Consider the following 12,431-nt stretch of genomic DNA (forward strand, 5'->3'; position numbering starts at 1 on the left):
GCTGTAACGGTTATGGATTGAGGCTGTGCTATACTTCGAAAAGAAGTAAATTTTGATAAAGATAATGTAGTGTGATGAAAAAACGCGGAATAGTGTTGATGATGACATTGGTCCTAATAACCGTTTTGATGGGGCTTGTGTCACTGATTTTGACGCAAAGTAGCCGAATAACGCGATTGGGTGAGAACAGTTTTTCGCAATCTACGTCGATGCTGCTGGTAAGTGATCTGGAACGTCAGCTTCCGACGCTTCTTGCATCGGTTACAGGAGCCGAACAGCTTGATTTGGCATTTCGTATCCCTTTGCAGCTGGAAACCAAAAAGGGTGATTTTACCCTTCAGGCGAGACTTGCATCCCCCTATAAACGGGTCAATATCAATCTTCTGTTAACCAATGACGGAAAAGTAAATGATCCCTACGTCACATTATTTACAAAACTGTTCGCCGTATATCCGATTGCCGATGCGGACATTTTTCTTAAGCTCATTTTTGATACAATTGATCTGGATACGGCAGAACGGGGTGTGGACACGGAAATTGTATTGACCCGTCCTGATTTTAAAAACGGGCCGATTGCAAGTGAACATCAGTTTTATATTATTTTGGAACGTTATATTGAGTTGACGGGAGATACTACTATTTTGTCGATTGCTTGGGATAAGTACATTGGATATGAAGGGGATAAAATGGATTTTAATGCCGTAAATCCAGAAGTTTTATCGTTGATGATCCCCTCCATTGCGCCGGAGAGGGTTCGTGCACTTACCCTTTACCGAACCAAAGCGTATACGACAAAAGAGGAGGCCATTGCGGTTGAGCCGCTGTTAGCCCCCTTGTTCGATACCTATTTTTTCATCTACAAGCCCGGAACCTCCTATAATCTTATCTGTGATGTACGTCTCCAGCAAAATTTTCGCAAAGAACATGTGAAATTTTTCTACAATCTGACAACGAAGAAAGTACAGTATGTTGAATTTATTTAAATTGGGGAGTCTCCAAAGCCCCCTCGCTTCACTTAAAGAACGGTTTTACCGATTCAGCAATACCTATCCGTTTTTACAGAGATTCTTACCTCCGATAACGCCGATGCTGTACGGGGATGACGAAACTCTCAATCACCTCTCGACGCTTAATGAAGCCGTTTTAATTTTACCCCCTAGCGATTACTGGGCGATCAAGACGACGCTAAACGTAAAAAATGAAAAAGATGCCGCCAAATACGGCCCTGCACTTTTTGATTTGGATAACGGGTACAGTTACGATGCGCAAAGAATCGATACCGATACTTTTGTGATTATTGCGTACAATCGTTCCGAACTCTCTTCCAAGATAGCCTCTTCAGCGATTGGAAAAATAATCGAGAAAATCACATTTGCCCAATGGGTATTTTCTCATGAGAGTGTACCGGTTCTCCTGCCGAACGGAAAATATTTGACCCTTCTCGACGGGATTGTGATCGAGATGGATCCGGTCTATCTGGATACAAACGGCGCTATAGGGCTTAATGAAGCATTATTGCATCACCGTTATCCGGTTAAAACCGTGACGATCGATGTTCTATCCGAAACGAATCTGACCCCTAAAACTCTAAAAACTACCTTGGCTATTGCTTTGATTCTCCTTGTCAATATTGTTTCCAACGGTATCATTAACTATCAAGAGCAGATACGCGTAGAGGAAAATATCCAAACGGTACTCGATGAGTTTAAACTTCCGGAAACATCGATAGAACGCGAAGCTATGGTGGCTACTCTACGAAAAAAAGAGGAAAAACAGCTGCAGCTTCGCCGCCGGTTTCTTAAAATCAGCGATATGCAAATCGAAGCACGCAATCTCCCTTCGCCCGCTTCGGCAACGCCTTCAGCTTCTGCGGGGGGGGATGTTGTCTTAATTCCGGGGTCCAAACCGGGCGATCCCAATCGCCTCCTTGTCGGGAACGGTTCGCTTAATCCTCCCGCTGCCGTTCACAGCGACGGGATTCAGGAGATAACCTACGATGGGAACGGTATTCTTTTGGTCATGAATTTCACCGATTCGCAAACTCGGCAAAATCTAAAAAATGAGTTTTTAAAACGTTTCAAGAAAGTGCAACTAACGGAACGTGATTCCCGGATGGAGGCTCGTATAAAATGAAATATACCCCAACCAAAATCTTAATTTCAGCCGTTGTCTCCACTTTTATCACTGCATTCGTTGCGGAAATCTGGGTGATGCAAGAAGAGTCAGCCCTCTCAGAGCTCTATGCTGAACAAAAAAATCTTGCGAAACAGGCTAAAGAGTATGAGGTAATCAAAGGAAGATGGTTCAAAGAAGAATCCAAGATGGAGTTAAATGAGTTGAAAAATCATCCGAATCTATCCAAAGAAGAGAAGCGCGGAAAGGGGGTCTATCTGGAATACGACAACCTCTCCTCTGTTGAGTTCAATCGCCTCTCCAATAAAATACTCAATTCCATGTTAATGATCAAGAAATTAACGCTTCGCCGTAATGAGGGATCAAAAGGGACGATTAACGTGGAGTTTGAAGGATGAAACGGCTGATTTATGCATTTTACATTGCACTCATTGTGGTCGTATTGATTCCGAAAGAGAAGCTTTATTTCACCTTGGAGTCCATTCTTTCCGAATATACCGTTTACCTTACCGATGAAAATCTTAGCAACCATTTTTTTTATCTGGACGCAATGAACAGCAATTTGCTTCTGGATAATATTCAGATTGGCTCCATCGAACAGATTCGCATTATCCCCTGGGTCGTTTATAATCGTCTCACCGTTTCCAACGTCACCTTTTCATCTCTTTATCACAGTGTATTTCCCGGAAAAATAGAAGAGATTTCATTAACGTATTCGCTCCTTCACCCTCTAAGCGTCCATCTTCAGGCAACGGGAGATTTTGGTCGCTGTGAGGGTGGTATTGACCTTGCGGAACAAAAAATTCGTCTCCTTTTTGAGGCGACTCCTGAGCTTCGGAATTATCCGCTACTGGTATTTAAACTTCAGCAGGTAAAGGAGGGGCTGGTCTATGAATCGAATTTTTAACGAATCATTTCTTCGGCAATTCAACCGTTTGGCTTTGCCTCTGGTTCTCGTATGGAGCGTTACGATCGGTGCCGGTATTTTTTTATCGAGTACGACGATTGAACGTTTTTCGTTTCCGCTTGCCCCTTTGTTTGAAATATTTCATTTCTCAAAAAAGTTTGCCATTTCCAGAATTGCCGATGGAGATGCCGCCCAAAAAACGGTTACGACCAAAACACTCGTCCCCGCACCCCACCGTATACAGGCAATTTATCGATCCTCTTCCTCGTCGTTTGTCACCATTAATGATGGAAAAGAGAGCATGATCGTCTCGTTGGGGGGTAAATATAAAAAAATATTTCGACTTACGGCACTCAGTGATTCGGCAGCAATCTTTAAAGGTTATGGCAAGATTTATCGGTTGCGATTAGGGTATGACGATAATTTAAGCCGGGAAGAGGTAACGACCCAAGCGGTTTATGAAGAAAAATCAGCGGAACAAGTCGAAGAGAATACACTGACAATCCCTTATACAACGGTGGCTGCTCAAATGAACAATCTTCAAAACATTTGGAAAATAATTAATATTACCGAAACGAGAGACGGGTCAAAAATTACAGGCTTTCGGGTCAATGCAATCGATTCCACCTCCATATTCGGACAACTGGGGATACTTCAGGGCGATACGATTGAATCGGTCAATAATACAAAATTGGAATCGTACGCGGATGCCCTGAACGCCTACAGTCAAATACCCCACTTAAGAAGTATCCGAATTACGGTACTGCGAAATAACCTCAAAAAGGATATCGTCTATGAAATCACCCGTTAGAATTTTTTTCTTATCTCTTTCTCTGTTAACCGTTTTATCGGCAGCACCGGCCAAAAACGAGAAAATCTCTCTCTCTATCGACGGCATGGCCGTTCGCGATTTGATCAAACTCGTGGCTGCAACAACGAAGAAAAATATATTTATCGGCGAAGATATCCCCGGAACAATCAGCTACGCCGGAAATAAGCCGATAACACGAAAAGATATCTATGGATTGTTGCAAACGACCCTGGAATCAAGAGGATATACAATGGTCGATACGGGGGGAGGGTATTTGAGCGTCGTTAAAATAGCCGATGCAACCCAAATGAATCTCCCCTTTATGGAGAAAAGCGACATACCGCAAATGCAAACCAATATCTTCTCTTTTCATTTTGCATCTGCCGAAAATATGGGGATAAAAATCAAACATTTCACCAGTAAAAACGGGAAGATCACCGCTTCCAAAGAGTCCAATTCAGTCATCGTTACCGATTTTCCCGAAAATATCGAAACCATTAAAAAAGCGATGCAAATCCTTGACACACGGGATGAGGCAATTGCCAATACAACCCATGTCATCCCCCTTAAAAATGCCGACGCCAAATCACTGGTGACGACGCTCAATACGATTATTGCAAAAATGGCCCTGATCCCGGGTCAGCAGCCTCCGAGTATCACCAGCGACGATTCGACCAATTCACTCATCATCATTGCCAGCGATGAGCTTTTTAAAAGCCTTGAGAATACGATCCTCTCGCTGGATAACGACCGTCAGCAGGTATACGTACGGGCCAAGATTATCGAGATCAGTGAAAATAAATCGCAGGAAATCGGGATTAAATACGGTTTATCGGGCGGTGTGGCAGGTTCGCACGGCCTGTTTACCTTTAACTCGCTGCTCGGAGACGGCAAAACATCGGCACTTTCTCTCGATTCAAGGTTACTTGGGGCATTTAGCATACCGGCGATAAGCAGCGGAATCGCACTGGGGGCGAACATTGCCCTATTGAATTCCAACGGTGCGGCTGATATCCTCTCTGAACCCTCTATTTTGTGTATTGACAATCAGGAATCTTCCATCTATGTCGGTAAAACTCAATCGATCAGTTCCGGGGTAACACAAGGGGTAGGGACAGGTATCACACAAAACTATACCCGTCAAGATATCGGGCTCACCCTGAAAATCAAACCGCGTCTCTCAAACGACAACAAGGTCCTTTTGGGGGTGATGGCAAAACTTGAAGACATTGAACCCAATTCGGTTGCCGATCGTCCTAGTACAACCAAGCGCGAAGTGTTGACCTCCGCAATCGTCAATAACGGTGAAAGCGTCATTATCGGTGGACTGATTCGGGAAAAAATGGATGAAACAAACACCAAAGTGCCGTTTTTGGGAGATCTGCCCGGGATCGGCGATCTGTTTAAAAGCAAAGTTGCCAGCCGCGACAAAATTAACCTCGTCATTATGCTGACCCCCTACATTATCGAAAAAAGCGGTGACCTGAACAGCTTACGAGCCCAATTAACGGAACTTGATGCGATTCAGGCCCGTTATGTGAACCAGATTACCAAAAATTTTGATACCAAAAAAGAGATCAAACCATGATAAGGTTTCCGTTTCTGGACGAAACACGGATCGAATTTTTTGTGCCGGAAAATTTGGATATCCCCTTATGCATCCGACATTCACTCCTCTTTTGCACGTTTGAGACACAACCGTATGCACTCATCCCGGAAACCAAGCGCTTAGAGCCGCTGCAGCTCTACAATAAGCTTTCCTTAGATTACCCATTGGCGCACCTCTCGGCCGTAGGGTATGAAAACCTCTACCTGAAATTTTTAGAGCTTAAAACCGATTTGGAAATTTCGAAAACCGCTGCGAACAACACCGAATTTATCGATGAAGATCTTTCATTGGTCGATTTCATCAAGAATTCGGCCGATCTTCTGACCAGCGAAGAGTCGGCACCCATCATCAAATTTGTTAATACGATCTTTTATCAGGCGATCAAGCGCAAGGCGAGCGATATTCATATTGAAACACATGAGAAAAAAGGGGAGGTCCGTTTTCGGATCGACGGGGCCTTGATCAAACATATCGATTTGGATAAAAATATCATCGATCTGATTATCAGCCGTATCAAAGTCATCTCGTCGCTGGACATTTCCGAAAAACGGATACCGCAGGACGGACGGACGCAAGTCAAAGTAGCGGGGAAAAATCTCGATATCCGGGTTTCCGTTCTCCCTACGTATCACGGCGAGCGGGTAGTTTTACGCCTTTTGATGCAGGCTTCCTCTATTCCGACTCTGCGTGAACTCGGATTTGACCCGAAAACGACGGAACTATTTGAAGAGCTGCTTAAATTTTCGCACGGTATTATATTGGTAACCGGTCCTACCGGGAGCGGTAAATCAACAACGCTTCACTCCTTTTTACAACAGCTGGCGAGTCCGGAAAAAAACATTATCTCCATCGAAGATCCGGTAGAGTACGACGCTCCCCATGTAAGCCAAATTGCGGTCAACACGAAAGCCGGTCTCACGTTTGCGGGAGGTTTACGCTCCATTTTACGTCAGGATCCAGATATTATCATGATCGGGGAGATCCGCGATACCGAAACCGCCCATATTGCGATCCAAGCGGCGATGACGGGACATCTTGTCCTCTCTACTCTTCATACCAACAATGCCACTGCCGCTTTGACCCGGTTGGCCGATATGGAGATCGATAAATTTTTGATCACTTCAACCTTACTGGGAGTCCTTGCGCAACGACTCGTCCGCTGCTTGTGTTCCGATTGCAAAGAATCGGTGATAATCATTGATAAAGATGCCGATGAATTGAAAATTGCGCGCGGGACAAAAATAGCACAGCCAAAAGGGTGCGGAAGCTGCCATTATACGGGGTATAAGGGACGTGTTGCCATCGGGGAATTTTTTATGCTCGATGACGTTGTTCGTCCATTGCTGAAAAACAGCGAAAACGATTATGAGGTACGTGAGATTATGAAAGGCAGAGGGATGAAGCTCCTCTCCGATCAGCTAATCGCTTTGCTACTGGATCAAACGACCGGTTTGGATGAAATTATTCGTGTCGGGGTAAAAGAGGCCTAATGGAATTTTATTACAAAGGGATGGATTCCTCAGGTACTCCCGTTAAAGCGACGATTGAAGCTTCTACAATGGAAGAAGCGAAAAAAAAGCTTAAAATGCAGGGGATTTTATTCTCCGATATCTCACTGCAAGAAGAGACGTTTTTGGGCATTCTCTCATTGTTCCAACACAAAAATCTCCCCTCAGTCGTATTGGCCACCCTCAGCCGCGATCTTGCGGTGTACCTTAACGCCGGTGTCCCTTTGATCCGTTCCCTTACTTTGCTCAAACACCAGAATAAAAAAGATCATCGCCTAGAGCGTTTTTTTGAGACGATTATTTCTCTTATCAATGAGGGGAAAAGTTTTGCGCAGGCGCTTGAATTTCAAGAACATTTCACCCTTCCCGTTTTTTATATCGGAACATTGCGGATATCTGAAGACCGGGGTATACTCGCTGAAGTACTGCAGGAACTTTCGACCTATCTGATCCTTCAGGAAAAAATTAAGAAACAGCTTTCTCAGGCCTTTGTCTACCCTTCGTTTATCATTGTGGTTTCAATTCTGATGGTTTCATTTATGCTGACCGTCGTCGTTCCGAAAATCACCGATATTTTTGAAAGCACGGGGCAAGCCCTTCCTGTTTTAACACAATTTGTAATTGGACTAGCCCATTTTGTATCGCAATTCTGGCTTCTGTTGCTTCTGGGGGCGCTCATCGGGGTAGGGCTCTTCTCGTATAAAATGGCAACCAGCTATCCCTTTAAAAGGGGGGTACATGCGTTCATTCTCCATCTGCCCATTGTCGGTAAAATGGTCGAGACCGGTGATTTGGCCCGATTTTGCACGATTTCGGCACTTTTGATCCGTTCGGGGATACCGGTGGTCAATACGATTAAACTCTCCTGTATCACCCTCTCATCCGAAGTGATCAAAGAGCTCTTTGAACAAGCCTCGATCAAAGTTGTCGAAGGTTCTTCCCTTTCACGTGCATTGGAACAAACATCCGGGTATCAGCTCGACGATTCATTTATCGAAGCGGTGGCCATCGGGGAAGAGACCAGTGAGGTCGCATCGATGCTTCAGCACCTCTCCGCATTTTACATCGAAACGAACAAAGATAAAATTACTGTGTTTCTCTCGATTCTGGAACCAGCACTCATGCTGATGATCGGCGGAATCATCGGTGTCATCGTTACGGCAATGCTTCTGCCGATTTTCTCTTTGAATTTAGGGTGATTATTTAAAATTTATCACATTAGTTTTACCTTTTTTTTTCTCTTCGAAACAAAAATCTGGACGTAAAAGTAAACTCTAGTTGATTGGATAAAATTACTTGTATATTTAAGTTATAAGTGCTACACTTGTTCAGTGGTTAACTTGAAAATGAAAAATGTTGTATTCAATTATTCTTTCATTTAAAGTCAACTCTATCTCTATAGAATAGAAGGGGGCACCATGAAGTTAAAGTCATTAGGATCGATGAGCCTGATTACTGCAACAGCAATTGCATTTTTTACCGCCGGATGCGGTGGTGGAGGCGGAAGTAGTACTACTACGCCTGTTTCTGCAACCTCAACAGTTACCCTAAGCGGTACCGTAGTTGTTGCACAAAGTTCAGCATCTGGGGCTGTCGGGACATCCGCTCTCGAAGCAACTGCCTCAACCAGCAGTCTGATAGAAGGGGCTGTAGTCACTATTTCAAGCTTTGATAAAGCAGGAACGTCACTGGGTGAAACAGTTGTCAGTAGTACCGATAAAGGAAATTTTACGGCCAATCTTCCTCTGAGCAACAGCGGAGGGTATGTGGTTATAACGTCTCATAAAGAAGGATTTATCAATTTCAGCCGACGGGTAGATTACGATACGCCGAACGATATTAATTTGATGGCAGAGATGGATGCGGCCAATATTACCGTAACCCCAATCGATCAAAATTCTACAACAATCGGTAACAGCTCAATCATTAAAAAAGCAAATGGTAAAGAATACGTCCTTTTTGCCCTTTTCAAAGATTCTCAGGGTAAAAGCCGCGTGTTGACAGGTCAATCGGCACTACGACGAATGGCAACCGGTGATCAACCTACGGTATCGCTTGAAATCCCGAAAGGCTCTATTCCAGCGGGTGTAACCGGTTTGGTCGGAAGCCTCAACAGCTACGATCCGTCAAATCCGAATGATGCAGCGAAATTCCCCGGAAGCTATGCTGACAGCAAAGGGAACAAGTTGGTCTCCGTCGGATTTGATTTTATCGATATCAAAACAGACGGAGGAGAAACGCTTGGTGCCGCAATCAAGAAAGCCGTTGCTAAGGGAACTCTAAAAAAATCGGCTGCGGATGAACCGTATTACGTAACACGATGGATGAATAAATCCAACTGTGAAAACCTGAAACTTGGCGATGCCGATAAAAATGTAAGCAACGGTTATAATATCCCCATTTTCACCTACAGTTATAACTCCGGATTATGGGAACAACTCGGTCAAGGGACAATCGTCAAAAACTATAGCAGTGCTATTAGCGATTTTAAAGATTATACCGACGCCAATGCTACAAGCGGATGTAATACAAATAACGGCGACTATGTCAAAATTGCCGTCACCAATAAAGATTATTTGAATTCACCGTGGAATCTGGATTATATCTTGACAGCAGTACCGAAACAAGTATGTGTACAGGGAAAACTTGTTGATCAGAATAATAAAGACATTAACCAAAGTATCTATCTCAGTTTCTACGACAATGAGTATTCACCAAACTCTTTCAACTGGAAAAGTGTCAGCTCTAAAAAAGACGGTACCTACAATTTGACTACCGTATTGACCGATAACAACGATACGGATCGAAACGGAACCATTTCGTACTATAACCCGTTTACGTATGAAAGTGTAACCTTGCCGGTAAAAGTGGGAGATTATCCTAACTGTACCGTCAAAGACATTAACGTTACTCGACCGCCTGTATGTACCGTAGTAGGGCAAATTAAAGATGAGTTTAATAACGTGAAAGCCAATCAGTCATTTTATCTGTACTCTTCAAGCCCATACATGTACCGTTACGGTTACACCAATTCAGACGGTAACTTCAGTCTTGAAACACGATGTAATTTGGAACAGAATTTTTATTCAAACGGTCAAAATCTCGCTTCCCTTAATCCAAACGGAACGGTGGACCTTAACGAGACCAGCGATAAAAACAGTCTGGTTAACATGGGTGTCTTAAAAATATTGAATCAAGTTCCTTATGCCTACGGTTGGTTAAGCGCCTCTTCTGTTAAGCAGGGGACGTCGGTCGGAATCACCGTATATGGATATGATTATGACAACGACTCCCCTCTCGGATGGAAACTGTACGATAACGGAGTAGTCATTGACTCCAATACGACGACAGGAAACTATCTGTACAAAACGGTATATCACACGTTCTCAACCATCGGCAATCATCCGATTACGTTAAAAGTGACCGACAGTAAAGGAAAAGTTTCTCCGGCATATGCGATCGGTACGCTCAATGTTGTCGAGTCGAATCGTGCTCCGGAAATCACCTCCTATTATGCGGATAAAACAACGGCAGGTTCCAGTAAACCAAATCGTGTTTATGCGAGAGGATATGACCTAGACGGCGATCCGTTAAGCTATACGTTTAAACGCGGAGCGACAACCCTATGTAACGGAAACACTACATCAGGCAGCTTTGATGTTAATTGTAGCTATACGACCAGTGCCGTTGATGCAAACGAAACGATCACGTTCCGTGTCGATGATAACGGCTCTAGATCCGCTACCCGTAATTTGACCGTACGCGTTTCCAATACTGCACCGATGATTGCGGAGGCCAGCGCATCCAAATATCGTACGGAACTAGCAGAAAGCATCACTATTAATACAGCGGTTTATGACGTCGACGGCGACACGATGAACGCTCAGTTATACGCTAACAATGTTGCGGTTACGGGGTGTTCGCTAAGCGGTACCGGAACACGTGAGGCCCCTTTGAAAAAAGCATGTAACTATACGATGCCGGCCACCCCTTCAACGGTAACCTTCCGATTTGATGTGAGTGACGGCTCTAAATCGCGTTCAACAACTTTTGATGTAGTTGCCGGCGCTACAGGTGATCTGGATATTCGTATCCAAAAAAAATAATCCAACTTAACACAGGAGAATTCAGATGAAATACGCAAATTATTCAATCGCGGCAGCAGTCGCTTTGGCAGGAATCGTAGGATTGGTAGGATGTAATGAAGGGGCGTCTAGCGCCTCTGCCAGCCCGACAGGTGATATCGTTGTTTCGGCATCCCTTCCGAATTCACCCCTCGGTAAATCGCTGATCGATCAAAATACACAAATCATCAATGTTAAAGTCTATACCCTTGATCCGTATGAAAAACTAATCGGAGACGTGAACATTACCAAAACCTCTCCGACAGCAACCATTATGAAAGTACCGGTAGGGGATTTTTATGCGACAGTCACCTCATACGATTCCAATAAAACCGCACTGGACATGTTGTGGACGGGAGGAACGATTGCTGAGGGGAAAAATGCCCTTGTATCGACATTGATTCGCGGCAAATGGACCCTTGACGCACCGGTTACCTTCAATAAAACCCTCTCAACCGATACGGCACGTATTGACAGTCTTTCGGTAATACCGAATGCATACTATTATGCAGCCAATAAATCGGCGATTGATCTTAACGGCACCTACGGATGGACAAATCATCCTACCTACTTGAATGGTGCGAACTTGCCGAAATTTGTAGAGGGATATAACAATACAGCAAATAACTATGAAAGAAATGTCACCTCTACGACGGAAACACGTTGGGGAACCACTATCAGTTATTTGAATCAGTTTAAAGGGCTTTCAACCAATAGTAATGCCCTTGAGGATGCTTGGATTCTTCTCAAACCGATCTCCGGAACGGTTGTTCGTGAAGATCTCAACAATACCCGTGAAGCATTTATTATGGGTATCGACCCGGTTAGAAGCCATAAATATACCAATTACGAGTACAATACCACTTTTTCTGATCCTACCGCATCGAATTACGCGACGAGTCAAGTAACCGCTTACAACAAAATGAGCGGAAATATCATTGAGTCACGTACCAAAGCACAAAACTGGACAGAAAAATGTTACGATGAAAACGGAACGACGGTGGCGTGTCCGTGGAACCAAACAACTACAGTAGCTACAGCACGTAAAAAAGCGGTTACAAAAGCATTTAGTGCTAAAAGCGTCGCTCTCGGAAAATCGGCCGCTAATGCCAACAACTGCTACATTGATCTGAACGTGACTGACAGAGAACGTGGAACCGGTACTTATTACGATTACAACACCTCCACGTATAAAAAAATCACGTACGACTACACCTATTTCTGGAAAGGGGATGCCTGCGGACATCCGTTTACCGCTACCGGTACGCAACTTCCGCAAACCGATCTTAACATTACAATTCAAAAGAAACGTTAAGAATTTTCCCCTTCGGGGGAATCT

The 12,431-nt window shown here is 44.1% G+C and carries 10 protein-coding genes; all 10 read left to right on the top strand.

The window, feature by feature from the left end; all coding sequences use genetic code 11:
* Positions 1-74: 74 nt before the first annotated feature.
* The 10 genes from M0P91_RS04075 (at position 75) to M0P91_RS04120 (ending at position 12,407) form a co-directional block, all read left to right on the top strand.
* A complete protein-coding gene (locus M0P91_RS04075; protein WP_295064880.1) occupies positions 75-983 on the top strand; it encodes a hypothetical protein in 909 nt (302 codons plus the stop codon).
* Positions 967-2,133 (top strand): hypothetical protein, encoded by a 1,167-nt coding sequence (locus M0P91_RS04080; RefSeq protein WP_295064882.1) that lies wholly within the window; start codon positions 967-969, stop codon positions 2,131-2,133. Before M0P91_RS04075 ends, M0P91_RS04080 begins: the two co-directional genes overlap by 17 nt.
* On the top strand, positions 2,130-2,531 hold the full coding sequence (locus tag M0P91_RS04085; RefSeq protein WP_295064884.1) for a hypothetical protein: 402 nt from the start codon (positions 2,130-2,132) through the stop codon (positions 2,529-2,531). The genes M0P91_RS04080 and M0P91_RS04085 overlap by 4 nt, the downstream gene beginning before the upstream one ends.
* Positions 2,528-3,040, top strand: coding sequence for a hypothetical protein (locus M0P91_RS04090; protein WP_295064886.1), 513 nt, complete (start codon positions 2,528-2,530; stop codon positions 3,038-3,040). Before M0P91_RS04085 ends, M0P91_RS04090 begins: the two co-directional genes overlap by 4 nt.
* Complete coding sequence (locus tag M0P91_RS04095) at positions 3,024-3,851, top strand: hypothetical protein (protein WP_295064888.1); 828 nt, start codon at positions 3,024-3,026, stop codon at positions 3,849-3,851. The genes M0P91_RS04090 and M0P91_RS04095 overlap by 17 nt, the downstream gene beginning before the upstream one ends.
* Entirely contained in the window at positions 3,835-5,439 is a 1,605-nt protein-coding gene (locus M0P91_RS04100; protein WP_295064890.1) for a secretin N-terminal domain-containing protein, read from the top strand. The genes M0P91_RS04095 and M0P91_RS04100 overlap by 17 nt, the downstream gene beginning before the upstream one ends.
* The gene (locus tag M0P91_RS04105) at positions 5,436-6,950 is read left to right on the top strand and encodes a GspE/PulE family protein (RefSeq protein ID WP_295064892.1); all 1,515 of its coding nucleotides are present in this window, start codon (positions 5,436-5,438) and stop codon (positions 6,948-6,950) included. The genes M0P91_RS04100 and M0P91_RS04105 overlap by 4 nt, the downstream gene beginning before the upstream one ends.
* The gene (locus tag M0P91_RS04110) at positions 6,950-8,167 is read left to right on the top strand and encodes a type II secretion system F family protein (protein WP_295064894.1); all 1,218 of its coding nucleotides are present in this window, start codon (positions 6,950-6,952) and stop codon (positions 8,165-8,167) included. Before M0P91_RS04105 ends, M0P91_RS04110 begins: the two co-directional genes overlap by 1 nt.
* A gap of 219 nt (positions 8,168-8,386) precedes the next feature.
* Positions 8,387-11,074, top strand: coding sequence for a hypothetical protein (locus M0P91_RS04115; protein ID WP_295064896.1), 2,688 nt, complete (start codon positions 8,387-8,389; stop codon positions 11,072-11,074).
* Positions 11,075-11,099: 25 nt separating this feature from the next.
* The gene (locus M0P91_RS04120) at positions 11,100-12,407 is read left to right on the top strand and encodes a hypothetical protein (protein WP_295064898.1); all 1,308 of its coding nucleotides are present in this window, start codon (positions 11,100-11,102) and stop codon (positions 12,405-12,407) included.
* Positions 12,408-12,431: the final 24 nt, after the last annotated feature.

It is taken from the genome of Sulfuricurvum sp., from assembly GCF_023229695.1.
Lineage (GTDB): Bacteria > Campylobacterota > Campylobacteria > Campylobacterales > Sulfurimonadaceae > Sulfuricurvum.

What these genes read in the sequence shown, in the direction of transcription:
- M0P91_RS04120 (WP_295064898.1), top strand. Translation starts at nt 11,100, where the DNA reads ATGAAATACGCAAATTATTCAATCGCGGCAGCAGTCGCTTTGGCAGGA.
- M0P91_RS04080 (WP_295064882.1), top strand. Translation starts at nt 967, where the DNA reads ATGTTGAATTTATTTAAATTGGGGAGTCTCCAAAGCCCCCTCGCTTCA.
- M0P91_RS04085 (WP_295064884.1), top strand. Translation starts at nt 2,130, where the DNA reads ATGAAATATACCCCAACCAAAATCTTAATTTCAGCCGTTGTCTCCACT.
- M0P91_RS04115 (WP_295064896.1), top strand. Translation starts at nt 8,387, where the DNA reads ATGAAGTTAAAGTCATTAGGATCGATGAGCCTGATTACTGCAACAGCA.
- M0P91_RS04105 (WP_295064892.1), top strand. Translation starts at nt 5,436, where the DNA reads ATGATAAGGTTTCCGTTTCTGGACGAAACACGGATCGAATTTTTTGTG.
- M0P91_RS04090 (WP_295064886.1), top strand. Translation starts at nt 2,528, where the DNA reads ATGAAACGGCTGATTTATGCATTTTACATTGCACTCATTGTGGTCGTA.
- M0P91_RS04075 (WP_295064880.1), top strand. Translation starts at nt 75, where the DNA reads ATGAAAAAACGCGGAATAGTGTTGATGATGACATTGGTCCTAATAACC.
- M0P91_RS04095 (WP_295064888.1), top strand. Translation starts at nt 3,024, where the DNA reads ATGAATCGAATTTTTAACGAATCATTTCTTCGGCAATTCAACCGTTTG.
- M0P91_RS04100 (WP_295064890.1), top strand. Translation starts at nt 3,835, where the DNA reads ATGAAATCACCCGTTAGAATTTTTTTCTTATCTCTTTCTCTGTTAACC.
- M0P91_RS04110 (WP_295064894.1), top strand. Translation starts at nt 6,950, where the DNA reads ATGGAATTTTATTACAAAGGGATGGATTCCTCAGGTACTCCCGTTAAA.